The sequence below is a fragment of the Streptomyces sp. NPDC036764 genome, from assembly GCF_055609385.1.
On record NZ_JBVJPT010000011.1, the window covers coordinates 154,634 to 179,511 of the forward strand.

The window sequence follows — 24,878 nt, forward strand, 5'->3', positions numbered from 1 at the left end:
CGTTCGCGGGTCACGTCCGAGGGCGCGGGAAGGTCTCCAGCGCCCGGGCGAGGCCCGCCGCGTCGGTGCCGATCTTGCGATAGACGCAGGACAGCAGTTGCCGTACGCCCTGCTCGGTGAGGCGCAGTTCCTTCGCGATCACCGCCTCCGGATGACCCTGGACCGTCAGTTCGGCCGTCTGCCGTTCCTGAGCGGTGAGGGTGTCCGTCTGCGCGTAGCGCAGCGGCAGCGGTCGCAGCCCGGCCGCCGAGAGCTCCTGCCTGGCGCTGGCGGCAAGCGCCTCGGCACCACAGTGAACGGCGCCTTCCAGCCCCTGGTAGAGCCGATGGGCCGCCTCCTTTACCTGTCCGTTGCGGGACAGCGCGGCGCCATGCCCTACGAGCGCACGCGCCAGCTCGTACGACGCGGGTGAGCGCTCCAGGTGTTCGACGGCCTCGGCGTGCAGATCGAGCGCGGCCGGACCACCGGTCACCTCGGCCTCGGTGTGGAGCGCCTGGCCGATCGCGGAAGCCGCACCGAAGTCCCGCGCCCGCTTGACGGCGTCCTGGGCGTGGCGGACCGCCCGGTCGGGGGCGGTGCGGGCGAGAGCGGAGGCCAGGTCCAGTTGCCACGGGCACCAGGCCGGGTTGCGCCAGTTCCGTGCCTCCAGCCAGTCCCCGACGGCGGACAACAGCCGAGCCGCCTCGGCGTATCGCTCCTCGGCCAGGAGCAGTTCGGCGTACACCGTGCGGGGATCGGGGAAGATGACGGCGTTCGGGACCACATCGCCGTAGTGATGGGCGTCGGCGAGCCGGCGTGCGTCGACGGTCCGCCCACGGGCCAGCAGGATCTGGATGAGGATGCCGATGGCGAACCACTGGGCGGGTACCGCGCCTTCGACGCGCTCGGCGGTGCGCAGCCCGGCCCGAACGAGCTCCTCCGCCTCGGAGAGGCAGCCGCGACGGTAGCGGATGTAGCCGGAGAGGGTCTGCCCCTGCGCCAGGTGGGAGCCGCTCCAGCCCTTGTGCTCGCATTCGGCCATGCCCTTGGCGAACAGTTCTTCGGCCCGCCACGGCTGGTCGCAGTACATGAACAGCAGGGCCACCGCGACGGGCACCTCGAAGCCGCGGTTCTCATCGGTCCAGCTCATCCCTCCGTGAAGCGCCTCCTCGGCATGCCCGAGGGCGGTTCGCCGCGGTTCACCGCGCACCAGGGCGTCCCACGCCCGCAGGCCCAGGATGTAGCGCTCCTCCAGGCCGCGGCCGGTCAACTTGTCGGCCAGCCGTGCCAGCCGGCGCGAGCGGGCGGACGAGTCGGGCTCGTCGGCACGGAACGCGCTCCATACGAAGTGATCGGCCTGCATACGCAGTTTGATACGCGGATTGGGGCCCGCCGTGCCTCGTCGGCGGCCACGGCCGCGGCCTCGGTCAGCCGGTCGGTGTTGGCCAGCGCCTGGGCCAGCCGGTAGACGATGGAGGCGCGGAGTTCGGGGTCCATTCCGGGCTCTGTCAGCGCCTCCTGGAGGTAGCTGACCGTCGCTGTGGGCTCGATCAGGAAGGTCGAGCCGGCGAGTTCGTGAAGGAGCGTGGCGCGGTCCTCCGCCGGGGGCGGTTCCTGCAGGGCTCGGGTCAGCACGCGACGAGCGGCCTCCGGGGCCCCGGCGCGGAGATACTCACGCGCGGCGGCGCGCAGGACGGAGACCGCTTCGGGCCGACCGTCGCAGGGCACTTCCAGCAGGTGCCGGGCGGCGGCCGTGGGGCCGAACCCTGCCGCCTGGGCGGCGTCGGCGGCCGCGTTGTGCATGCCGACCCGCAGGCTCGAGGGGATGTCGCGGTAGATCGTCGTGGCGATCGACGGGTGGACGAACTCCAGGCTGCGCCCGGGCCCGTCGCCGTCCGCGAGGATGCGGCAGGCGCGCAGCTTCTGGATTGCCTCGGCGGCTTCCTCACTGCCGAGCACCGCGATGCCGGCGGCGAGTTCGGCGGAGAAGGAGCGGCCCAGTACGGCGGCGGCCCACGCGAAGCGGACGGTGCTCGGGCCGAGCCGGTGGAGCCGCTCGATCAGTCCGGGGCCCTTGACCGCCGCGGCGAGGTCCTCGATCACGGGCAGTTCGTCCTGGGTGCCCTTCACCTGCCGTTCGCGGAGCCTGATGGCCAGTTCGACGGTCTCGAACGGGCTGCCGCCGGTGATCGTCCAGCACTCGCCGCAGAACACGTCCTCGGCTTCCTCACCCACTTCGTTCCTGACGATTCGCGCCACACCGTCCTTGCCGAGCGGAGACAGCGCGTGAGGGCGCTCCTCGTGGCGCTCGACGAGCGTGCGGAAGGAGGTCGCGTCGGGCGGGAGGTCGTCGGGACGGAAGGCGACGACCATCAAGAGCGGGAGGTCCGCGACCCGGGGCGCGAAGGAGGCGAGCCAGCCGAGGGATTCGGCATCGGCCCAGTGCAGGTCGTCCAGGAGCAGAACGAGAGGCGCGTTCATCACCGTGAGGCGCGTCATCACCCAGTCGAGGCCGTCGCGCACTCCCGTCGGGTCCGGCATCTGAGTGGTGTCCGTCGCCTCGAGGCCGAGCGCGGCGCCGACGATGCCGTACCAACTGCCCAGGAAGGCCCGGCGTTCCGTTTCGCTCATCGCGGCCAGGGCGGGCTGCATGACCTGGCGGACGACGCGGAACGCCAGGCCCTGCTCCTTCTCGCCGCCCGTGCCCGAGACCACCGTGATTCCGTGTGCGGCGGCGCGGGCGCGCGTCGCCGCGATGAGCGTGGTCTTGCCCAGCCCGGCCGCGCCCGTGAAGGCGAGCAACCCGCCGCGCGGTGCCCGGGGCACGCCGTCGACGGTGTCACGGAGGGCTGACAACGCGCAGTCGATTGCCTGGAGTTCCCGGTCGCGTTCCAGTAGAGGCCGGTGTTCGGTGGTGGGTTGCCGCAGCCCATGGGTCATGTGGTCCACCGCTTCCTGTCGTTGCTCCCCGCGGGACGGGGGCGAGCGTACGCCCTCATGGACGCCCCTTGGACGGGTTGGAACAGGAGGTCGACAGGGAAGGATGAACTTTCCCGCAGCAAGCGTTCAAGTCTCGGTTTTTTGGGTAATATGCCCTGCTCGCGCTGGGTGCCGGCCCGCTGCGGGCGACCGGGCGGGCTGAGGCTCAGGGCACGACGGATACCGCCATCGTGTCCGCGTACCGTGGCACGGTGCGGGACCAGAAGTAGCATCCGGGGATCCAGCCGCCCATGCCCTCCACATAGCCGACGCCGCTCGGGCTCAACTCCGGCCTGATCTCACCGTAGAGCTGCTCGAACTCGCTGATCGTGCTGTTGATGCGCCGGATGGCCAGCGTGACGGCCTCCGGCAGGGAGCACTGGTGTGCGCGCTGGTAGTCCAGGGCCAGATTGATCATGCCGCCGGCCCGCTGCTCCTTCACGGCGGAGAAAAGGTCGGCGATCCACACCGCCGCGTCGACCGACAGGCGCCCCAGGCGCCGCACGACCGGATGCCGGAGCTCCTCCGGGGTCAGTTCGTACGGCTGCTCGGCCTCGCACAGCGGGTGGAACGGCTCGATGCCCGCGATGAGGGAACGTATGGACCGGCACAGCCCGCCCCCCAGACGGACCGAGTGGGTCTGGGCCACCGCTTCGTACAGCAGACCGTGCACGTACTCACGACTGTTCCAGGCCCATCGTGCGGCCTGAGCGGGTGTGCACCGCTCCTGGACCTGCCGGTGGAGATCGGCCAGGGCGGCCCCGAGCGCGGTTTCGGGCGGCTGGCCGTCCCGCAGGATCCTGACGCTCTCGGACAGCATGGGCAGCAGTCGGCCGGGCCCCTGCAGGCCGACCTCTTCCGCCCGGTCGTCGAAGACGAACTGGTAGGCAATTTGGTTGGCCATGATCTGCAGGAGGCCGGAATCCACGGTCGGGCTGTTGTAGGCAGCGAGTTCGGCGGGGCGGGTATAGGAGATCATGGTCGCTACTGCCGGATCATCGGTAAGCCCCCATGTACTCAGCCAACTCTCGACGCCCGCCGCTGCTTCAGCAGCGTGGGGATTGCTCTGGAACGGGAAGGGCATGTACAGGTTCGCGTCGATCAGTTCCCGCAGATTGAGGGCGGGAATTCCGCGCGGCGCGGCGACCGCGATTTCCTCATGCGTCGTGGACACCGTCGCCACCTGCCGTTCGGGGGTCGTGGACGACGGGGGTCACCGTTGCCCGGGGTGCGAGGGAGGGCGCCCGAGGCGGTATGCCCACCGGGCGTTGTGCTCGCGGTTCGCAGACCATCACCAGATCCCTCGGCCCCAAGGACGCCGAGGGGCGCAGCCGTTCGACATGTCCGGGAAGATGGCGCAGTCGCCAGCGGCGGGCGATGAACGAGACGGCCACCGTGGCTTCCGTCATGGCGAACGTCTCGCCGATGCAGTTCCGGACGCCCGCGGCGAACGGAATCATCGCTCCGGGCGGGACCGCGACGGCCTGCTCCGGCCGCCAGCGGTCGGGGAGGAAGCGGTCGGGGTCGGGGAACGAGGCGGGGTCGTGGTGCAGGAGATACGGGCTGTACAGGACGGTCGCGCCCCGCGGGAGCCGGTGCCCGGCGAGATCCGTCTCCTTGGTGGTGACCCGGGTGAAGAGCCAGCCCGGCGGGCGGTGGCGAAGGGTCTCGGTGAGGACGCGCTGTGTGTGGACGAGTTGCGGCAACTCGTCGCGGCCGGGCGGCCGCCCTTCGGCGAGCACGGCGTCGACCTCGCAGTGCAGGCGGCGTTCCTCCTCGGGATGCCGGGCCAGGAGATCGAAGGCGGAGGCGAGACACAGGGCGGTGGTCTCGGCCCCGGCGAATATCAGCGTGAGCACCTGGCTGCGGACTTCCTCTTCGGTGATCGCCGCCGCTTCGCCGTCGCTCCGCGCGGCCGACAGCAGGATCTCCAGTAGGTCGTCCCGGCCGCTTGGGGGAGTGCCTCGCCGGCGCTCGGCGATGGCCGCGTCGACGATCGCGCGCAGACGGGCGGAAGCGTGCCGGAAACGCCGGTTCCCGGGCGTGGGAACCCGGAATGGGGCCTCGACGGGCACCACCGTCCGCAGGAACAGGCCGCGGACGATCGTGACGAGGCAACTGTGCACCTCGGCGGCCGTCGCGGCGTCCAGCGAATCGGAGAACAGGACGCGGCCGATCACCCGTGCCGACAGCGTCAGCATGGCCGCGCTGACGTCGACCTCCTGCCCCGCCCGCCAATCGCGGCACACCGACTCCACTTCCTCGCCCATGAGTTCCGTCTGGTCAGCGACGCGGGCCTTGCGGAAGCCGGGTTGAAGAAGCCTGCGTTGCCGCCGATGGGCCTGATGGCGGCAGGTGCCGATGCCGTCACCCAAGAGCGTCCGCAGCCTGTCGTAGAGCGGGCCCCCCTTGTCGAAGGTGCGCGCGTCCATGAGTACCTGGTGGACCAGCTCCGGGTGGCACACCACCCAGGCGCGCAGGGGGCCCAGGCGCACTTCGACCAGATCCCCATGCGCGGGTAAGGAATTCAGAAAGTCCAGCGGTCGCCGAAACAAAGCGATACCGTGGGCGATGGTGGGGAATATGCCCGGCGCAACCCCCACCTTCCAGGCGCGTCCTGATTCAGGCACGACATGACTCATTGCAAACCCCTGTCTCAATCGCCACATGGAACTCGGTGAATGTTTCACCGAGTTGGCGCTTGAGTCATGTCCTGCCCAGTTCAACCAGCCGTCGCTTTCACGAATCCTTTCTGCACAGGGGCGCACGGGAGCACAGAGAAGCAAAGAAGCAATTCGGCTGGGTCGCCCTTGTGGGGCCGAAAAGTGGGTCCCGCCCGTGGGAAGGGGCGGGACCACATCCCTGTTACCTGTGCTCGCCTACCGACACCACCCTCAACACGGGCGACGCCAGGATGTCCTTCTCGCAGAACCGCGCGGTCACCCACTTCTCACCGGAGAACAACCGGGTCTGGTCGCTGAAGTGGGGCGAGTCGGGGTTCGAGGACTGCGAGTACGTCAGCAGCGTGCGGGCCACCGGGCAGCGGCTGCCGTCCCAGCCCACCGCCTGGATGTGACTGGAGCCGGTCGTCACCTCCGTGTATCCCCGTGCCTGATCCCACACCGGCTCGATCTTGTTCCACACGCCCATCCCCTCCGTACCGCCGTGCACAGGGATGCGCTGACCGTTCCGTACGACGAACTGGTGCTCGCCGAGGCGGGAGTCGAGCGCGATGCCCGCCGCCCGGAGCTCGGCGACCGCGTCCGCGAGGGCTGTGGCGAAGCCGGGGGCACCGGTGTTGAGCGTGTTCGGGGTGCGCACCGGGTCCGCCGCCGAGAACGGCACCTTCCACCGCTGAGCGGCAGGCACCTTCGCGGACAGCTTCCGCCAGAACCGGTCGAAGAGCAGGGCGCCCCGGCTGCCGGTGTCCATCGTGCGGTCCCAGCCCGCGAGCGCCGTACAGGCCCCGGAGACGTCAACGGCCTTGCCGTCGCTCCCCGTTGCCGCGCCACCCGGCAGCGCCGCGCACGCCTTCGCGGTGTCGGCCACGGCCAGATCCGCCGCGGGCACCCGGTTCCCGAACTGCTGGCGCTCCAGGTCCCGGACGGTCAGGCCGCCCCGCTTCGCCATCGCCGCCACGTCCTCGATCGCACCGCGGGTGCGCAGGGAACGCTGGGTGCCGATGTTGCCGAAGATCCGCTCGTAGCCGGTGAGCGGCCGGTCGGCGTTGGCGAGCCACGCGCTGTCGTTGGAGTTCTCCGCGTACGGGGCGTCCTTCAACGTCGGCATGCGCGTCGGCCCGAACGTCCCGCGCTGCACGGCGTCCGGATCGCTGCCGAGCGCGCAGTCACCGCGTGAGCCGTCGAGGACCGCCAGGCCCGCCGCCGGGTAGGTGACCTTGCCCAGGCCGGTGGAACACCGCGACGCCAGGTCGTCGGTGATCCGCGGCAGCACCTGCGACTGGGTGTACAGGGAGTGCCCAGAGGAGTCCGCGGCGATCGTGTTCACCCACGGCAGGCCCTGGTGCCGGGCGAGCGACCCGAGCACATCGGCAGTGCCGCGCGCCTTGCCGAAGCCCAGCGAGGTGTCGCCGAACCGCATGTTGGCCGCGTTGGGGTCGTTGAACGCGTACGCCGTGGTCGTCGTCCAGGGCAGCGGGAGCTCGCCCTCGTCCGAGGCGACGACGGGGCCGTACCGGGTCCACCACTGGGTGCGGGTCACGGGTGCCGAGCCCTTGACCGCGACCGTGACGTTCCGCTTCTTCATCCGCTCCGGCCTGCCGTCCACGAGGTACACGGTCGGGTCCGCCGGATCGAGTGTCAGTTGGTGCAGACTGAACGGCACACCGGTCGACACGGTGTGGCTCCACGCCACACGGGAGTTGTAACCGATGGCGATGGTCGGTGAGCCGAGCAGGGCCGCGCCGGCGACGTCGAGTTCGCCGGGAATCGTCTGCTGCGCCTGCCAGAAGCGGCGCCCGCCGTGCCACGGGTAGTGCGGGTTGCCCAGCAGCAGACCGCGGCCGTTGGCCGTGGTGTCACCCCGGAACGCGACCGCGTTGGACCCCATGCCCGCGTCCGCGGTCCGCTCCCGCATGGCCCGGATCAAGGCCTCGGCGTCCGGGGCGGCCTCGCTGCTCCGGGCGGCGGATGCGGTGGGCGGCCGGGCGGTGGTGATGTCGTCCACGGCGCCGCCCTGACCGCCGAGCACGGCGATGGCGTAGGCACGGGCGGCCACGTCCAGCTCGGTGATCGGCCGCACCCATGTGGCGCCCCTACATGTGGGGTCGGTGATCCTCCTCTGCTCGAGCCATGTGTTGTACCCGGCCGCGAAGCCGCGCATCAGGTCCTTGACCTGACGGCTGGGTCCGCGCGGGGCTGGTTCGGCGAGCAGCTTCTCCACTGTGCCGGTCTGGCGTACGCCGCGGAAGTACAGGTCACTGGAGAGGTTGCTGGTCGCCGAGGAGAGCGCGGAGTCGGCCGCCGCGTCCGGTCCGAAGAAGCGTGAGCGCTCGCCGCGCACGGTCACGAACCCGTCCGCGAGCGTGCACACCTGGTCTGCGGCCTGTGCCCAACCGGTGCCGAAGCCGAGCGACTTGTAGTCCTTGCCGACGATATGCGGAATGCCGTACTCGGTGTAGCGGATCACGGCGGACATACGGCCGTGCGAGGGATGTTCCTGACGACCGTGCCGTTCGGCCGCCGCGGCCGGCAAGGTGGCCGAGGCCATGAGCAGGGCGGCTGCCCCGGCGGCCAGTCGTCTCACGCGGGTGGTGCGCATCTGTGCCTCCCAACGTCATTGAGGGAAGGAGCGGTTGAGCATACCCACTGGTCTGTCCAACGTGCCCCCGGGTGCTTGACCTGCCCGGGTGACGGACCGAGGATCATGAGTCATGACGCAGGGACAGGGCAGCACGGTTGACGGGGTGCTGCGGCGCAGCGCGCGGCGCACCCCGGCACGGATCGCGGTGGAGTACGCCGACCGCACATGGACCTATGAGGAACTCGACGAGGCGGTCTCCCGCGCAGCGAGCGTCCTGCTCGGCCAAGCACTCGCTCCCGGCGACCGGGTCGGCGCCTACGGCCACAACTCGGACGCCTACCTGATCGCGTTCCTCGCCTGCGCCCGCGCGGGTCTCGTCCACGTCCCGGTCAACCAGAACCTGACCGGCGACGACCTCGCGTACATCGTCGGCCAGTCCGGCAGCTCCCTGGTCCTCGCCGACCCCGCCCTCGCCGGCCGCCTGCCGAGGGGCGTCCGTACGCTGCCCCTGCGCGACGCCGACGACTCGCTGCTGGCACGCCTCGCGACGGCGCCCGCGTACGACGGCCCCGAGCCGCGCGCCGAGGACCTCGTCCAGCTCCTCTACACGTCCGGTACGACCGCCCTCCCCAAGGGCGCGATGATGACGCACCGCGCCCTGGTCCACGAGTACCTGAGCGCCATCACCGGCCTCGACCTAAGTGCGGGCGACCGCCCCGTGCACTCCCTGCCGCTCTACCACTCGGCGCAGATGCATGTGTTCCTGCTGCCGTACCTCGCGGTCGGCGCCACGAACATCATCCTCGACGCGCCCGACGGCGACCGGCTCTTCGACCTGATCGAAGACGGCCGTGTGGACAGCCTGTTCGCCCCGCCCACCGTGTGGATCGGCCTGGCCAACCGCCCCGACTTCGCCGAGCGCGACCTCGGCGGCCTGCGCAAGGCGTACTACGGCGCGTCGATCATGCCGGTGCCCGTCCTGGAACGTCTGCGCGAACGGCTCCCGAAGCTCGGTTTCTACAACTGCTTCGGCCAGAGCGAGATCGGGCCCCTCGCCACCGTCCTGGCTCCTGACGAGCACAAGGGACGCATGGACTCCTGCGGACGGCCCGTGCTGTTCGTGGACGCGCGCGTGGTCGACGAGGACGGCAAGGACGTCCCCGACGGCACGCCCGGCGAGATCGTCTACCGCTCGCCGCAGCTCTGCGAGGGCTACTGGGACAAGCCCGAGGAGACCGCCGAGGCCTTCCGCGACGGCTGGTTCCGCTCCGGCGACCTCGCGGTGCGGGACGCGCACGGCTACTTCACAATCGTCGACCGGGTGAAGGACGTCATCAACTCCGGTGGCGTACTGGTCGCTTCACGGCAGGTCGAGGACGCGCTGTACACGCACGAGGGCGTCGCCGAGGTCGCCGTGATCGGCCTGCCCGACGAGCGCTGGATCGAGGCCGTCACGGCGGTCGTCGTGCCGCGCGGTGAGGTGAGCGAGGCCGCACTGATCGAACACTCGCGCGAGAAGCTCGCCCACTTCAAGGCGCCGAAGCGGGTGGTGTTCGTGGCCGAGCTGCCGCGCAACGCGAGCGGCAAGATCCTCAAGCGGGAGCTGCGGGACCGGTTCGCGGACGGCTAACGGGGGCGGAGATCCACGATCCGCCGGATCTTGCCCACCGACCGCTCCAGCGACTCCGGTTCGACGATCTCCACGGTCACGGACACCCCGATGCCGTCCTTCACCGCGGCCGCGATGGACCGCGCGGCGGCGTCCCGGGTCTCGGGCGACGAGTCGTGGCGGGCCTCCGCCCGTACGGTGAGGGCGTCGAGCCGGCCCTCCCGGGTGAGGCGGAGCTGGAAGTGGGGTGCCACGCCCGGCGTGCGGAGCACGATCTCCTCGACCTGCGTGGGGAAGAGATTGACGCCCCGCAGGATGACCATGTCGTCGCTGCGCCCGGTGATCTTCTCCATCCGCCGGAACACCCGGGCGGTCCCCGGCAACAGCCGCGTCAGGTCCCGTGTCCGGTACCGGATGATCGGCATGGCCTCCTTGTTGAGCGAGGTGAACACCAGCTCGCCCTCCTCGCCGTCGGGCAGCACCTCACCGGTGATCGGGTCGACGATCTCGGGGAAGAAGTGGTCCTCCCACACATGGAGCCCGTCCTTGGTCTCCACACACTCCTGCGCCACCCCGGGACCGATCACCTCGGACAGCCCGTATATGTCGACGGCGTCGATCGCGAACCGCTCCTCGATCTCGCGGCGCATCTGCTCGGTCCACGGTTCGGCGCCGAAGATGCCCACGCGCAGGGACGTACCGCGCGGATCGACGCCCTGCCGCTCGAACTCGTCGAGCAGGGTGAGCATGTACGACGGCGTCACCATGATGATCTCGGGCCGCAGGTCCTGGATGAGCTGAACCTGGCGGGCCGTCATGCCGCCGGAGGCCGGGATGACCGTACATCCCAGCCGTTCGGCCCCATAGTGTGCGCCGAGACCACCGGTGAACAACCCATAGCCGTACGCCACATGCACCTTGTCCCCGGGACGTCCGCCCGCCGCCCTGATGGAGCGGGCCACCATGTCGGCCCACAGGGAAAGGTCGCCATCGGTGTAGCCGACGACCGTGGGGCGGCCGGTGGTGCCACTGGAGGCATGGATGCGGCGAATACGGTCCTGGGGCACGGCGAACATCCCGTACGGGTAGTTCTCGCGCAGGTCGCCCTTGACGGTGAACGGGAAGCGGGCCAGATCGGCGAGCGAGCGGCAGTCCTCGGGCCGGATGCCGGCCTTGTCGAAGGACTCCCGGTAGAAGGGCACGTTGTCGTAGGCGTGCCGCAGCGACCTCTGCAACCGCTCCAACTGCAACGCGCGCAGCGCCTCCGGGTCGAGTCGTTCCCCCGAGTCCAGCAGGTCCGTCACGTCCGCCATGAGGAGCTCTCCCTCGCCAACCGCATCAATCCGGGCGACCGATCATTCGGTCTATGTGCTCTGGATCAGTAATTCAGGCGACGAATGATCAGGCAAGGGGGCGGGCCACGATTTCTGCGCCCATGACCTGCGGGGCACCCGCGGGCCTGTGGAACCTCATTGCGCCGCCCGGCCGCGGCCTTGCAAGATCGACGGTATGCCGACTTTCCACGCCTCCGACGGGACCGAGATCGCCTACCACCTGCGAGGCGAGGGTGAACCGCTCGTCGTCCTTCCCGGCGGGCCCATGCGTGCCTCCTCCTACCTGGGCGACCTGGGTGGACTCGCCGTACACCGGCAGCTCGTGCTGCTCGACCTGCGCGGCACCGGGGACTCCGTGGTGCCGGCGGATCCGGCCACATATCGCTGCGACCGCCTGGTGGACGACGTGGAGATGTTGCGCGACCACATGGGGCTGGCACACATGGATGTGCTGGGGCACTCGGCGGGCGGAAGCCTGGCCATGCTGTATGCCGCCAGGTATCCGGCGCGGGTGGCGAAGCTCGCGCTCGTCACCACGATCCCCTGGGCGCTGGGAATGCCGGCCACGGCGGAGGAGCGGCTGGTGGCTGCCCGGTCGCGGGCGGATGAGTCGTGGTTCTCGGGGGCATTCCCAGCATTTGAGGCATGGCTGGCCGGATCGGCTGGCTTCGACCCCGTGATCGCACCCTTCTTCTACGGGCGGTGGGACGAAACAGCGCAGGAACACGACGCGCGCGCCGACGACGAGTTCAACGACGAGGCTGCCGGCATCTACGGCTCCGACGGTGCCTACGACCCGCCTACGACCCGCATCGAACTCTCGCGGTTCACCGCCCCGGTGCTCGTGCTCGCCGGTGAACTCGACGGCGGCCCCTGCCCCGGGCTCGCCCGTCGCGCCGCTGAGGTCTTCCCGAACGGCGAGTTCGCCGTGCAGCCCGGTGCCGGGCACTATCCGTGGCTCGATGACGCGGATTGGTTCGTTCGGCGGGTCGTCGCGTTCCTGGGCGGGAGCGGCCGAAGGACGGGCTGAGTTCGGCTTTGGTGGACCATGGTCGTTAAAGTTTCGTCAAAAGACTGCTGGAAAAGACGCCTGACTGAGGGAGGACCGCTATGGGTGCTCCGCGCCTGAGCAGTACGCCATTGCCCGGCATCGGAGTCCGCTATGACCTCACCACACGCGAACAGCGCCGATTGTCCGTGGTCGCCCACCGGGACGGGTCACGGACGCTGAGCGCGTACAGAAAGGATGATCCGGACGCGTGCGCGCTGTCGGTGCGGCTCAGTTCCGTCGAAGCGACCACGCTGATCGACGCGTTGATGCCCGCGCACCACAGCCCCAGCCTGCTGTCCACCACGGAACTGGGTCTCGTCGCCGAGCGCGTCGAGCTGTCCGCCACCTCGCACTGGAACGGACGGCTGCTCGGCGAGACCCGCATGCGCACCGACACGGGCGTGTCCATCGTGGCCGTGCTGCGCCGCGCCGAGGCGATCCCTTCGCCGACGCCGGACTTCCGGTTGGCGGGTGGTGACACGCTGATTGTGATCGGGACTCGTGAGGGTGTGGATTCGGCCGCCGAGATACTCGGGCGGGAGTGAGCCGCGATGCACTCCTCCGCGGTCTTCCTCATCGAGTTCGGCGCGATCATCCTCGGCCTGGGCCTGCTCGGCCGGTTCGCCGGGCGGTTCCAGTTCTCGCCGATACCCCTCTACCTGCTGGCCGGGCTCGCCTTCGGCGAGGGCGGGCTGCTTCCGCTGGGCACCAGCGAGGAGTTCGTCGCCATCGGTGCCGAGATCGGGGTGGTCCTGCTGCTGCTGATGCTCGGCCTCGAGTACACGGCCAGCGACCTCGTCTCCAACCTCAAGACCCAGTACCCGGCCGGACTCGTCGACGCCGCGCTCAACGCGCTGCCCGGCGCCGTCATGGCACTGCTGCTCGGCTGGGGCCCGGTCGCCGCGGTCGTCCTGGCCGGCGTCACCTGGATCTCGTCCTCCGGCGTCATCGCGAAGGTCCTCGGCGACCTCGGACGGCTCGGCAATCGCGAGACACCGGTCATCCTGAGCATCCTCGTCCTCGAGGACCTCTCCATGGCCGTCTACCTGCCGATCGTGACCGCCCTGCTCGCCGGCGCCGGTCTCGCGGCGGGAAGCGCCACCCTCGCCATCGCACTCGGCGTCGCCGGACTCGTCCTGCTGCTCGCGGTGCGCTACGGCCGCCACGTCTCACGCTTCGTCTCCAGCGACGATCCCGAGAAACTGCTGCTCGTCGTGCTGGGTCTCACCCTGGTCGTGGCCGGACTCGCCCAGCAGCTCCAGGTGTCGGCGGCCGTCGGCGCGTTCCTCGTCGGCATCGCGCTGTCGGGCGAGGTGGCGGAAGGCGCGCACAACCTTCTGGCGCCACTGCGGGATCTGTTCGCCGCGGTGTTCTTCGTCTTCTTCGGGCTGCACACGGACCCCGCGAGCATCCCGCCGGTGCTGCTGCCCGCGCTCGCGCTGGCCGTCGTCACCGCGTTCACGAAGATCGCCACCGGATACTGGGCCGCCAAGCGCGCCGGAGTCTCGGTCAAGGGCCGCTGGCGGGCGGGCGGAACCCTGGTGGCCCGGGGCGAGTTCTCCATCGTCATCGCGGGCCTCGCCGTCACCGCCGGCATCGAGCCGTCGCTGGGCCCGCTGGCCACCGCGTATGTGCTCCTCCTGGTCATCGTGGGCCCGCTCACCGCCCGCTACACCGAACCGCTGGCGACGCGCGTCACGCGGTGGCGCACGGGCAGGTCCGCGGCAGCGGTCCCGGCTGTCTCCGAGGGCGGCGAAGTCCCCGCCGAGCCGGCGACGGGCGCAGACACGGGCGCGGGCGCGGGTGCGTCTGCGGGCCCGGCGTACGACGCGGTCGACGGGACGGACGTGCTCGACAGGTCCTGAGCGAGTCGGCCCAAGTCGACGGCGGGTCTGGGCGAGTCCGTCCACGTCGGCAGTGAAGCCGAGCGGGTCCGCCTGGCTTCCCCGCCACGGCCGGGAGTCGCCGTACTCCCGGCGGTGCGGTCGCCCGCTACTCGACCTCGCGCATCATCTTCTCCATCGAGCCGACCGAGAGCCTGGTCCGGGTGAGCTCGTCGAGGGTCTGCCGCTGTTCGTCGGCCGTGCGGCGCTGCAACACCACCGTGTCCTCCAGAAGCTGCGCGTACTTGGTCGCCAGCTCCTTGTACTGCTCCTCGCGGGCGGCCGGCATCCGGGCCCGCCAGGTGGCGGCACCCTGCCAGACGATCACGATGAGCAGGCTGAACAACCCGGCCGCGCCCACGGCGCCGACCAGGACGCCCAGTTCGTCGGCTCCGGCGGCCAGCGTCACCACTTCCTCGTTCACTTCGCTTCCTCTTTCGCGGTCCGGTCAGCGTCGGTCGCGGTGATCGTCGTGGCCGCCCGGGCTATGACGTGGGGTGTCAACTCGTAGAAGAAGGGTGTGACGTCGAAGTACTTCATCGCCTTGCCGTCCTCCGAGAGCTCGAGCGTGCCGACGACCAGTCCGGCGGCCTCCAGGCGCTGAAGATGCATGTGCAGCAGCGGGCGGCCCATGCCGATCTCACGAGCCAGCGCGCTGACGTAGTTACGGCTCTCCACGAGCGCCGCGACGATCCGCATGCGGTGCGGATTGCCGAGCGCGGAGAGCACCCTCAGCAACTCGTCGGCCGTCGGTGCCGGAGGCGGGACCTCGGGCATCGCGGCCCCTTTCCGTCGTACCTGTCAGAAAACGCTGACAGTCGCTCCGAGGACCTGTCAAAGATTCCTGACACATGTCAGGGCTGAATCAGGGGGAGGTCCGGGAGAGGCCCGGGAAAAGTCAGGGGGAGTTCGGGGGCGGACCGTGGACGTGGACAAGGGCGGCTCAGCCGCGGCAGTCGCACATCCCGACGACCGGTCCGTCACCACGAGCGGTGATCAGCGATGGCGTCGACGCCGGACCACCACATACCCGGCGGCCAGCGCCAGCGCGCCGACGGCCAGGCCGGCGCCGAGTACCAGCTCGAAGTCCGCGGGCCCGGTGGCACCGCCCAGCCCGCCCCGGACGCCCTGCGTGGGGCGCGGCGAGCTGGTGGGAAGCGGCGTGATCGTGGGAGGCGGTGTGATCGTGGGAAGCGGCGAGATTGCGGGAAGAGGTGATGCGATCGTGCTGCGGCGTGGCAGGACCTCGCAGGCGACGCCGTCGTCCGCGCCCTGGTCCTCGTCCAGACGGTTGGGGTCGCTTCGGTCGCGGTTGAACTCCGCCTGCGCGTCCTCCTGGAAGACGAAGTCGCGGCAGTCCAGGTCGCCCCGGGCGTAGGCCGGGTGGGACGCCGGGCCGACGGCGACGAGAACGGTGATCGCGGTCGTGCATATCGCGTGGGCGCGTCGCTTCACGGGCGTTGCCTCTCGGTCCTGCGGTCTCGACGACTGTCGATCGACAACCGTCAAAGCGACCGTAGGTACGCCGCCCGCGCACCGGCGCGTGGTGCTAGGCCGTTCGAGGCGCCCTCTCAGGGGCTCCTCGCACGGCCCAGCCGTCCGCTGCTCTAGTTCCCCCGGGGCCCGTACGCCGTCATGAAGCGGTCCCGGAAGCGGTCCATGCCCCAGGTGGGGGCGTTCTCGGCGGGCTTGAGGCCGTCCGTCCAGTTCCAGTCGGCGATCTTGTCGAGGACCTTCGGGTCGCGGGCGACGATCGTGACCGGAACGTCCTTGCTGGTGCTGCCGGCGGTGACGGTGGGGACGGGCTGGTGGTCGCCGAGGAAGACGAGGACCGTGTCGTCGGTGCCGTACCGTTCGACCCACTCGGTCAGGCTGTGCAGCGAGTACTCGATGGCGTGGCGGTACTCGGTGCGGACGCGCTCGGGGTCCTTCCAGACCTCCTTGGGGTCGGTGCCCTCCTTCTTGATCTGGTGGAAGACCGAGCCGTCGCCCAGCTCGTCCCAGTCGGTCATGCGGGCGATGGGGGACCAGGGGTTGTGGCTGGAGGCCAGGATGATCTCCGCCATGATCGGGTCGCGGTTCTTCTTGCCGTGCTCCAGGCGCTGGAACGCCTCCAGGCTGAACTGGTCGGGCACCGGCGTCCAACTGAAGTACGGGCCGTTGTAGCCCAGGTGCTCGGAGTCGTAGATGTGGTCGAGCGCGAAGAATTTGCCCTCCGGCCAGGCCCGCCGCACACCCGGCACGACACCGACCGTCCGCCACGCGCCGGTCTTCCTGAAGTAGCTGCCCAGCGTCGCCCTGTCGCTGGTGGTCAGGCTCCGGTACCGCTGCTGGTTCTTGATCCAGAGGCCGGACAGGAAGGTGGAGTGGGCCAGCCAGCTACCCGCCCCCGTCACCGGCGACTTCAGCCACGCGCTGCGCGACTGGAACCCGGCCGCCTTGAGCGAGTTCGTCCCTTCCTTCAGTACGGCGTCGATCTGCGGAGCCATCGCCGGGTCGTCGATCGCGACCCGGCCGTAGCTCTCGATGAACGTGAACAGCACGTCCTTGCCGCGCAGCCCCGTCAGCAACTGGTCCGGCGGCGTCTGCGCGAACGCGTCGACGGCGGCCTGCTTCTCGAAGACCCGCCCGTCCTTCAGGCCCGCCTGGACCTGCTCGATCCGGTTGTTGACGAAGTCGGCGTTGCCCTTGGTGGCCAGCGGCACCCCGCCGATCTGGATGCCCAGGGTCATGCAGGTGATCCATGCGGTGCCCAGGATCAGGGTCGTTCGCGTGGCGACGGCGCGATGGCCGACCATCAGGTTCGTCACCCGCACCATCGCGAGCGTCATCAGGACGAGCACCGCGACGACCAGGACGAGCACCGCGACCACCGCCAGCACCTGTCCGGTACGGCCGAAGGACTCCCGGACGAACTCCGCCGCGTCATCGAGCAGGATCCAGTCCAGGACCAGGTCGAAGGGGCGGGCCAGCACCGAGTAGAAGCCCATGTCGACGAACTTCAGGACGGTGAGCAGACCCAGCAGCGCACCCGCGACCACCGACATCAGCCGCCGTGACCGCGGCGGCACCGCCAGCAGCAGGCCCGCGAGCAGGATCCCTTCGGCGGGCAGACGGAAGAACGCCTCGGGGCCGAGCCGTTCCAGACGGTTCGGCACGAGGAGCGCGAAGAGCAGGAGCGCGGCGGCCAGGACGGTCGTGCCCACGGTCACGCCGCGTGCCGTACGGGGGTAGCGGCGCCGCCAGCCGAACCAGCCGGGGGGAGGCGAGCCGGAGGGCTCCGCGGGGCCGGTCGTCTCCTCGGTTCCGTCGATTTTGCCGGTTCCGTCAACCCTCTCGGCCCGCTCGGCCGCCTCAGCATCCTCACCTCGCTCGGCCCCTTCGGCCGCCTCGGCGCCTTCAGCCTCCTCGGCTACTTCTGCCGCTCCCGCTTCGCCGGCGTCGTCAGCCGAAGCGGCATCGTCAGCCGAAGCGGCGGCTTCAGGCGAAGCCGTTTCAGCAGGTGCTCCAGGTGCTCCAGGCTCGGCAGGATCAGCCGTTCCGGCCCCTTCGACCGGTTCCGCCCCTCCCGTTGCCCCCGCCGCCTCCCCGGCCACCCCCGTCCCGCCCGTGCCGTCATCAGAATCCGACCCGCCCTCAGCGGTGTTGAGCGGCTGACGGGAGCGAGTGAAGAGCGACACCCGGCGGTCCTTCCGTGCGGTCTTGCGATGGCATGACAAGCAGCGGTCGATGACCGAGCCTGCCACCATCAGTACGTCCGCACGTCACCTTAGGTTCAACCAGACCTGCCCGGGATTCACCTGTCCGCGGACACCGCCACCTCGCGCGCCCAGCGGTAGTCCGCCTTGCCGCTGGGCGAGCGGCGGATCGAGTCCGTGATCACGAGCTGGCGGGGGATCTTGTAACCCGCGAGGTGGGAGCGGCAGTGCGTCTGGATGTCCGCCAGGGACGGCTGGTCCGCCCCTGTGCGCAACTGCACCACCGCCGCCACGTGATGCCCCCACTTCGCGTCCGGCACGCCGGCCACCAGCGCGTCGTACACGTCGGGGTGTGACTTGAGCGCCTGCTCGACCTCCTCCGGGTACACCTTCTCGCCCCCGGTGTTGATGCACTGCGAGCCGCGTCCGAGCACGGTGACGACGCCGTCCTCGTCCACCGTGGCCATGTCGCCGAGCAGGACCCACCGCTGGCCGTCCTTCTGGAAGAAGGTCTCGGCGGTCTTGCCGGGGTCGTTGTAGTAGCCGAGCGGCACGTGGCCGCACTGGGCTACCCGGCCCACCTCGCCCGCGGCGACCGGCTCGTACGTGGCCGGATCGACCACCTGCGTACGGGAGTTGACCCGGATGCGGAAGCCGCGCTCCGGGCCCGAGTCCTCGGTCGCCGTACCGTTGAAGCCGGACTCCGAGGAGCCGAAGTTGTTCAGCAGCATCACGTTCGGGACAAGCTCCTGGAACTGCCGGCGCACCGTGTCCGACATGATCGCCCCGGACGACGACACGCTGAACATCGACGAGCAGTCCGTGCCCTTCATGGGCCCGTTCAGGGCGTCGACCAGCGGCCGCAGCATCGCGTCGCCGACCAGCGACACGCTCGTGACCTTCTCCTTCTCGATCGTCCGCAGGACCTCCTCCGGCGCGAACTTGCGGTGGATCACGATGCGCTGCCCGAAGTTGAAACCGATGAAGGCGGTCAGCGTGGACGTCCCGTGCATCAGCGGGGCGGTGGGGAAGAACGTGATGCCGTCGCCGCCGGCCGCCACGCGCTCGGCGAGTTCCTCCGGCTTCTGCACCGGCTCACCGGTCGGCGCGCCGCCGCCCAGACCCGAGAAGAACAGGTCCTCCTGGCGCCACATCACACCCTTGGGCATTCCGGTGGTGCCGCCGGTGTAGATGATGAACTGGTCGTCCCCCGACCGTGCCGGGAACCCCCGCTCGGGCGACGCGGCGGCCTCGGCGTCCGCGAAGGTCACGGCCGGCACGACCGGTGCCTCGACCGCACCCGGCGCCACGGTCCCCACCCGCACCAGGTGCCTCAGCCCGTCCACCCGCGGCAGCGCCGCCGCCACCCGCTCCGTGAACTCCGCCTCGAAGACCAGGGCCACCAGGTCGGCGTCCCGGTACAGGTACACCAACTCCTCTTCCACATAGCGGTAGTTGACGTTGACCGGGACGATCCGCGCCTTCAGGCAGCCCAGCACCGTCTGGAGGTACTCGACGCCGTTGTAGAGATGGAGCCCCAGATGCTCGCCGGGACGTATCCCGCTGTCGAGCAGATGGTGGGCGATCCGGTTGGCCGCCGCGTCCAGCTCGGCGTATGTCAGGCGGCGCTCCGCACCCGTGCCCGGATGATCCACGTACACGAGCGCCTCGCGGTCCGGGACCGCGTCGACGACCGACTCGAACAGGTCGGCAAGGTTGTACTCCACCGTTCCTCCTGCCCTCGCTCTCCACCGGCTGCCGGTCATCAGAGCAAAGGGCGGCACAACTGTGAAGGGTTCGCGCACAAGAAATCTGACTACCTGTCAGAAAACCCTTGAAGTGCCCCGGCGCCTCCTGCAACCTGTTCTCGTTCTTTCAGAGGGGAGATGGGCGATGGTTGGGACGGAACACCTCACCGTGCGGCGCGAAGGCGCCACACTGGTGCTCACGCTCAACAGGCCGGAAGCCAAGAACGCGCTCTCGTTGGCGATGCTCGTCGGCCTGTACGACGGCTGGCTGGAAGCCGACGCGGACGACACGATCCGGTCGGTCGTGTTCACGGGTGCGGGCGGCTCGTTCTGCGCGGGCATGGACCTCAAGGCCCTGGCCGGGCGTGGCATGGAGGGGGAGGGCCACCGCGACCGGCTCAAGGCGGACCCCGATCTGCACTGGAAGGCGATGCTGCGCCACCACCGCCCCCGCAAGCCGGTGATCGCCGCCGTCGAGGGGTACTGCGTCGCCGGCGGTACCGAGATGCTCCAGGGCACCGACATCCGCGTCGCGGGCGAGTCGGCCACCTTCGGGCTCTTCGAAGTCAAGCGCGGCCTGTTCCCGATCGGGGGCTCCACGGTCCGGCTGCAGCGGCAGATCCCACGCACCCACGCCCTGGAGATGCTGCTCACGGGGCGCCCGTACAGCGCCCGTGAGGCCGCCGACATCGGCCTGATCGGGCATGTCGTCCCCGACGGCACGGCACTGGACAAGGCCCTGGAGATCGCCGAACGGATCAACGCCTGCGGCCCGCTGGCCGTCGAGGCCGTCAAGGCGTCCGTGTACGACACCGCCGAGATGACCGAGACCGACGGCCTTGCCGCCGAACTCAAGCGCGGCTGGCCGGTTTTCGACACGGCCGACGCCAAGGAAGGCGCCCGTGCCTTCGCGGAGAAGCGGTCACCCGTCTACAAGCGCGCCTAACTAGGGAGCCACCGTGCCGGACGTTCTCAAAGCCCCCCTGGTCGTCGAGTTCCCCTTCACCCGCTCCGTCGGCCCCGTCCAGAGCGCTTTCCTCACCGGGCTGCGTGACCGCGTCGTGCTCGGGGTGCGCACCGGCGACGGACGCACGCTGGTCCCGCCCGTCGAGTACGACCCCGTCACCGCCGAGGAGATCCGGGACCTGGTCGAGGTCGCCCCGACGGGCACGGTCACCACCTGGGCCTGGAACCACGCCCCGCGCCGCGACCAGCCCCTCAGCACCCCCTTCGCCTGGATCCTGGTCCGCCTCGACGGCGCCGACACCGCCCTCCTGCACGCCCTCGACGCCCCCGGCCCCGACGCAGTGCACACCGGCATGCGCGTCCGCGTCCGCTGGGCCGAGGAACGCACCGGCGCCATCACCGACATCGCCTGCTTCGAGCCGTACGACGACAGCACCGAGGGCGCCCACGACACCGCTGAACCAGCCCCCCACACCGGCGAGTTCGCGGACCCGATCACCGGCATCGTCGCCCGGGCCAGGCTCGACTACACCTACTCACCGGGCCGCGCCCAGTCCGCCTACCTCAGCGCCCTGGCCGAACACCGCAACGTCGGCGAACGCTGCCCGTCCTGCCGCAAGGTGTACGTGCCGCCGAGGGGTGCGTGCCCCACATGTGGCCTCGCCACATCGGAACAGGTCGAGGTGGGTCCCCGCGGCACAGTCACCACGTTCTGCATCGTCAACATCAAGGCGAAGAACCTGGACATCGAAGTGCCGTACGTCTACGCCCACATCGCCCTCGACGGTGCCGGTCTCGCCCTGCACGCCCGGATCGGTGGCATCCCGTACGACCAGGTGCGCATGGGCCTGCGGGTCGAACCCGTGTGGACGGAGGACTCCCGCTTCCCCGATCACTACCGGCCCACGGGCGAGCCCGACGCGGACTACGACACCTACAGGGAGCTGCTGTGAACCGCGAGATCGCCGTCGTCGCCTTCGCGCAGACCGACCACCGGCGCACCAGCGAGGAGCTCTCCGAGGTGGAGATGCTCATGCCCGTCCTGCACGAGGTGCTGGCGCAGACCGGCCTGAAGACCGCCGACATCGGCTTCACCTGCTCCGGCTCCAGCGACTACCTCGCCGGCCGCGCCTTCTCCTTCACCCTCGCCCTCGACGGCGTCGGCGCGTGGCCGCCGATCTCCGAATCGCACGTCGAGATGGACGGCGCCTGGGCGCTGTACGAGGCGTGGACCAAGCTGCTGACCGGGGACGCCGACACCGCCCTCGTCTACTCCTACGGCAAGTCCTCACCGGGCCCGCTGCGCGACGTCCTCACCCGCCAGCTCGACCCGTACTACGTCGCCCCTCTCTGGCCCGACTCCGTGGCCCTGGCCGCCCTCCAGGCCCAGGCACTCATCGACGCCGGCGACACCGACGAACCCGCCCTCGCCGCGGTCGCCGCCCGCAGCCGGGCCGACGCCGCCGCCAACTCCCATGCCCAGCTCCGTGGTTCGGTGCCGCACGGGGACTACCTCGTACGGCCGCTGCGTACCGGCGACTGCCCGCCCATCGGCGACGGAGCCGCCGCGGTGATCCTCGCGGCGGGGGAGCGGGCCCGCGAGCTGTGCGAACGACCCGCCTGGATACGCGGCCTGGACCACCGCATCGAGGCCCACGGGCTGGGCGTGCGCGACCTCACCGACTCGCCCTCGACCCGACTGGCCGCCGAGAAGGCCGGAGCCTTCGAACGGCCTGTCGACACCGCCGAGTTGCACGCGCCCTTCACCGCGCAGGAGGTCGTCCTGCGCAAGGCGCTGAAGCTCGACGACGGCGTGCGCGTCAACCCGTCCGGCGGGGCACTCGCTGCCAACCCCGTCATGGCCGCCGGGCTCATCCGCATCGGCGAGGCCGCCGCCGGCATCCACCGGGGCGAGTCCGACCGGGCGCTCGCACACGCCACGTCCGGCCCCTGTCTGCAACAGAACCTGGTCGCCGTACTCGAAGGGGATCCGCGATGAGCAAGGAGCCCGTGGCCGTCATAGGCATCGGACAGACCAAGCACGTCGCCGCACGCCGGGACGTGTCGATCGCGGGGCTCGTCCGCGAGGCCGCCCGCAGCGCACTCCAGGACGCCGAGCTGAGCTGGGCGGACATCGACGCCGTCGTCATCGGCAAGGCGCCCGACTTCTTCGAGGGCGTGATGATGCCGGAGCTGTACCTCGCCGACGCGCTCGGCGCGGTCGGCAAACCCATGCTCCGGGTGCACACCGCCGGCTCGGTCGGCGGATCCACGGCACTCGTCGCCGCCAACCTGGTCGCGGCCCGCGTCCACGGCACCGTGCTGACGCTCGCCTTCGAAAAGCAGTCCGAGTCCAACGCCATGTGGGGACTGTCCCTGCCGATCCCCTTCCAGCAGCCGCTGCTCGCCGGGGCCGGCGGGTTCTTCGCCCCGCACGTGCGCGCGTACATGCGGCGCAGCGGCGCGCCCGACACGATCGGCTCGCTGGTGGCGTACAAGGACCGGCGCAACGCGCTGAAGAACCCGTACGCCCATCTGCACGAGCACGACATCACCCTGGAGAAGGTCCAGGCGTCGCCGATGCTGTGGGATCCCATCCGCTACTCGGAGACCTGCCCCTCCTCCGACGGGGCCTGCGCGATGGTCCTCACCGACCGGGCCGGAGCCGCCCGTGCGCCCCGGCCGCCCGCCTGGATGCTCGGCGGCGCGATGCGCAGCGAGCCCACCCTGTTCGCCGGCAAGGACGCCGTGTCGCCGCAGGCCGGCAAGGACTGCGCGGCCGACGTGTACCGGCAGGCGGGCATCGCCGACCCGCGCCGGGACATCGACGCCGTCGAGATGTACGTGCCGTTCTCCTGGTACGAGCCCATGTGGCTGGAGAACCTCGGTTTCGCCGCCGAGGGCGAGGGCTGGAAGCTCACCGAGGCCGGGGTGACCGAGCTGGACGGCGATCTGCCCGTCAACATGTCGGGCGGCGTCCTGTCGACCAATCCCATCGGGGCCTCCGGCATGATCCGCTTCGCTGAAGCGGCCCTCCAGGTGCGCGGCCAGGCCGGGGAACACCAGGTGGAAGGGGCCCGCAGGGCGCTCGGGCACGCCTATGGCGGCGGGTCGCAGTTCTTCTCGATGTGGCTCGTGGGCGCCGAGCCCCCGGACGCCTGAGCCGGCTCCCGGACGCCGGTGGGGACGCCTCCGCAAAGGTCCCCCTCACGTGGCCTGTTGGCACCCGGGGCCGATCGCTAGGCTGGCCCGCGGACGACGCGAATCGGGAGGAGCACGGACGTGGCCGAGAGCACCACCATCCAGCAGCAGCCGCTCACGGGCTGGGACAAGCCGGACCTGGACCTCAGCAGCGCCGACTGGCACTCCAGCAGCCGTGGCCTGGGGGATGTCCAGATCGCCTTTGTCGAGGGGTTCATCGCGATGCGCAACAGCGGCCGCCCCGAGAGCCCTTCCCTGATCTTCACACCCGCCGAGTGGGGCGCCTTCGTGTCGGGTGCACGCGAAGGCGAGTTCGACCTGACCTGAGGCAGGGGACGCCGCGAACGGCGCGGACGGACCGGTACGGAGATGAGCCGGCGGGCGGCGGGCCCGCGCGCCGGCCGGCCTCGGGCCGATCCGGGGGTGTTCCTGCCGTTTTCCGGACACGCGACCTTGAAAGCCCCTGCGGGGCCGACGCCTGAGCCAGGCAGGTCCCGGGATCAGGAAGGTCGTACCCCGGAGGCGAGGAACCCGGCGGTCCAGAGACAGGGCAGGGACCAACTCCCGCAGGAACAACCAGGGAGCCCCGGTCGATGAACCCGAGTGCACTGGCCGCACGGCTGCCCTCACGTCATGGAACCGGTCCGGCCACGTACCATGGCGACATGTCGTTCCTCCGCCGCCGCAGCGCCACGCCCGCCGGGCCCGACTTCGACGTACTGGCCATGGACCCGGGCGACTGGCCCGGAAACCTGGGTGCCGGGCTGCTGCCCGCCCCCGACGGAAGCTGCCAGGGCGTCTTCCTGCGCTACGACCTCTTCGGCGGCCGCGGCCCGGCGATGATCATCGGCAATCTGCCCGAGGGTTCCCCGGCCCGCGAGGTGGAGCAGGACGAGATCCCGTTCGAGGTCGCGCAGCTCCTGCTGGCCCTGGAGAACGACGAGGAGGTCACCGTCGTCGGCAGCGAGGACGTGCCGGTGATGCAGGGTGACAACCTCCTGATCGTGCGCCGCCTCAAGCTCTCCGAGAGCCGGATCTCCTGCGTGCAGTTCGACCGCAGCGACAATGTCCTGGTCACCATCGCGGCCTGGGACCGCCCCATCACGGACGACCTGTACGCCCTGCTCAAGCCGCTTCCCGCGGAGCTCTTCCAGCAGGGCTGAATCGT

Annotated in this window: 19 protein-coding genes and 1 pseudogene; 10 read left to right on the forward strand and 10 right to left on the reverse strand. The window is 70.3% G+C overall.

All coding sequences use genetic code 11. The features are described 5' to 3' along the window. Nucleotides 1–10 precede the first annotated feature (10 nt). From ACZ69Q_RS32140 to ACZ69Q_RS32155, 4 genes and pseudogenes are all read right to left on the reverse strand, one after another. A pseudogene (locus tag ACZ69Q_RS32140) lies at nucleotides 11–2,919 on the reverse strand (ATP-binding protein). A gap of 205 nt (nucleotides 2,920–3,124) precedes the next feature. Then, entirely contained in the window at nucleotides 3,125–4,132 is a 1,008-nt protein-coding gene (locus ACZ69Q_RS32145) for a (-)-alpha-amorphene synthase (protein WP_471048616.1), read from the reverse strand. Continuing rightward, nucleotides 4,116–5,627: a cytochrome P450 gene (locus ACZ69Q_RS32150; protein WP_471048620.1), complete on the reverse strand. Its 1,512-nt coding sequence runs from the start codon at nucleotides 5,625–5,627 to the stop codon at nucleotides 4,116–4,118. The genes ACZ69Q_RS32145 and ACZ69Q_RS32150 overlap by 17 nt, the downstream gene beginning before the upstream one ends. A gap of 196 nt (nucleotides 5,628–5,823) precedes the next feature. Then, complete coding sequence (locus tag ACZ69Q_RS32155; RefSeq protein ID WP_471048622.1) at nucleotides 5,824–8,238, reverse strand: penicillin acylase family protein; 2,415 nt, start codon at nucleotides 8,236–8,238, stop codon at nucleotides 5,824–5,826. A 112-nt stretch (nucleotides 8,239–8,350) separates the two neighbouring features. On the opposite strand from ACZ69Q_RS32155, the gene ACZ69Q_RS32160 reads away from it, so the two are divergent. Continuing rightward, nucleotides 8,351–9,850 carry an acyl-CoA synthetase gene (locus ACZ69Q_RS32160; protein ID WP_471048624.1) on the forward strand — a complete coding sequence of 500 codons (1,500 nt, stop codon included), beginning with the start codon at nucleotides 8,351–8,353 and terminating at the stop codon, nucleotides 9,848–9,850. Here ACZ69Q_RS32160 and paaK read toward each other — a convergent pair. Further along, entirely contained in the window at nucleotides 9,847–11,142 is a 1,296-nt protein-coding gene (paaK, locus tag ACZ69Q_RS32165) for a phenylacetate--CoA ligase PaaK (protein ID WP_471048627.1), read from the reverse strand. The genes ACZ69Q_RS32160 and paaK overlap by 4 nt on opposite strands. A gap of 196 nt (nucleotides 11,143–11,338) precedes the next feature. Between paaK and ACZ69Q_RS32170 the strand changes: the two genes are divergently transcribed. The 3 genes from ACZ69Q_RS32170 (at nucleotide 11,339) to ACZ69Q_RS32180 (ending at nucleotide 14,079) form a co-directional block, all read left to right on the forward strand. Then, nucleotides 11,339–12,193, forward strand: coding sequence for an alpha/beta fold hydrolase (locus ACZ69Q_RS32170; protein ID WP_471048629.1), 855 nt, complete (start codon nucleotides 11,339–11,341; stop codon nucleotides 12,191–12,193). A gap of 80 nt (nucleotides 12,194–12,273) precedes the next feature. After that, nucleotides 12,274–12,759, forward strand: coding sequence for a cation:proton antiporter regulatory subunit (locus ACZ69Q_RS32175; RefSeq protein WP_471048631.1), 486 nt, complete (start codon nucleotides 12,274–12,276; stop codon nucleotides 12,757–12,759). Between the two features lie 6 nt (nucleotides 12,760–12,765). Further along, nucleotides 12,766–14,079, forward strand: coding sequence for a cation:proton antiporter (locus tag ACZ69Q_RS32180; RefSeq protein ID WP_471048634.1), 1,314 nt, complete (start codon nucleotides 12,766–12,768; stop codon nucleotides 14,077–14,079). A 127-nt stretch (nucleotides 14,080–14,206) separates the two neighbouring features. Here the strand turns inward: ACZ69Q_RS32180 and ACZ69Q_RS32185 are convergent, their stop codons facing one another. The 5 genes from ACZ69Q_RS32185 to ACZ69Q_RS32205 form a co-directional block, all read right to left on the reverse strand. Next, nucleotides 14,207–14,521 carry a hypothetical protein gene (locus ACZ69Q_RS32185; protein ID WP_471048637.1) on the reverse strand — a complete coding sequence of 105 codons (315 nt, stop codon included), beginning with the start codon at nucleotides 14,519–14,521 and terminating at the stop codon, nucleotides 14,207–14,209. Further along, the gene (locus ACZ69Q_RS32190) at nucleotides 14,518–14,874 is read right to left on the reverse strand and encodes an ArsR/SmtB family transcription factor (RefSeq protein ID WP_471048639.1); all 357 of its coding nucleotides are present in this window, start codon (nucleotides 14,872–14,874) and stop codon (nucleotides 14,518–14,520) included. The genes ACZ69Q_RS32185 and ACZ69Q_RS32190 overlap by 4 nt, the downstream gene beginning before the upstream one ends. A gap of 219 nt (nucleotides 14,875–15,093) precedes the next feature. Further along, nucleotides 15,094–15,552 carry a hypothetical protein gene (locus tag ACZ69Q_RS32195; protein WP_471048641.1) on the reverse strand — a complete coding sequence of 153 codons (459 nt, stop codon included), beginning with the start codon at nucleotides 15,550–15,552 and terminating at the stop codon, nucleotides 15,094–15,096. A 152-nt stretch (nucleotides 15,553–15,704) separates the two neighbouring features. Beyond that, a complete protein-coding gene (locus tag ACZ69Q_RS32200; protein ID WP_471048644.1) occupies nucleotides 15,705–17,777 on the reverse strand; it encodes an alkaline phosphatase family protein in 2,073 nt (690 codons plus the stop codon). A gap of 116 nt (nucleotides 17,778–17,893) precedes the next feature. Then, on the reverse strand, nucleotides 17,894–19,522 hold the full coding sequence (locus ACZ69Q_RS32205; protein WP_471048646.1) for an acyl-CoA synthetase: 1,629 nt from the start codon (nucleotides 19,520–19,522) through the stop codon (nucleotides 17,894–17,896). 166 nt (nucleotides 19,523–19,688) lie between these two features. Between ACZ69Q_RS32205 and ACZ69Q_RS32210 the strand changes: the two genes are divergently transcribed. The 6 genes from ACZ69Q_RS32210 to ACZ69Q_RS32235 all read left to right on the forward strand — a co-directional run bounded on the left by ACZ69Q_RS32210 (nucleotide 19,689) and on the right by ACZ69Q_RS32235 (nucleotide 24,873). Then, on the forward strand, nucleotides 19,689–20,489 hold the full coding sequence (locus ACZ69Q_RS32210; protein ID WP_471048649.1) for a crotonase/enoyl-CoA hydratase family protein: 801 nt from the start codon (nucleotides 19,689–19,691) through the stop codon (nucleotides 20,487–20,489). Between the two features lie 13 nt (nucleotides 20,490–20,502). Further along, nucleotides 20,503–21,462 (forward strand): Zn-ribbon domain-containing OB-fold protein, encoded by a 960-nt coding sequence (locus tag ACZ69Q_RS32215; RefSeq protein ID WP_471048652.1) that lies wholly within the window; start codon nucleotides 20,503–20,505, stop codon nucleotides 21,460–21,462. Then, nucleotides 21,459–22,508, forward strand: coding sequence for a thiolase domain-containing protein (locus ACZ69Q_RS32220; protein ID WP_471048654.1), 1,050 nt, complete (start codon nucleotides 21,459–21,461; stop codon nucleotides 22,506–22,508). The genes ACZ69Q_RS32215 and ACZ69Q_RS32220 overlap by 4 nt, the downstream gene beginning before the upstream one ends. Continuing rightward, a complete protein-coding gene (locus ACZ69Q_RS32225; protein WP_471048657.1) occupies nucleotides 22,505–23,671 on the forward strand; it encodes a thiolase domain-containing protein in 1,167 nt (388 codons plus the stop codon). Before ACZ69Q_RS32220 ends, ACZ69Q_RS32225 begins: the two co-directional genes overlap by 4 nt. 120 nt (nucleotides 23,672–23,791) lie before the next feature. Continuing rightward, a complete protein-coding gene (locus ACZ69Q_RS32230) occupies nucleotides 23,792–24,037 on the forward strand; it encodes a DUF397 domain-containing protein (protein WP_471048659.1) in 246 nt (81 codons plus the stop codon). A 338-nt stretch (nucleotides 24,038–24,375) separates the two neighbouring features. Beyond that, nucleotides 24,376–24,873: a hypothetical protein gene (locus tag ACZ69Q_RS32235; protein WP_471048661.1), complete on the forward strand. Its 498-nt coding sequence runs from the start codon at nucleotides 24,376–24,378 to the stop codon at nucleotides 24,871–24,873. Nucleotides 24,874–24,878: the final 5 nt, after the last annotated feature.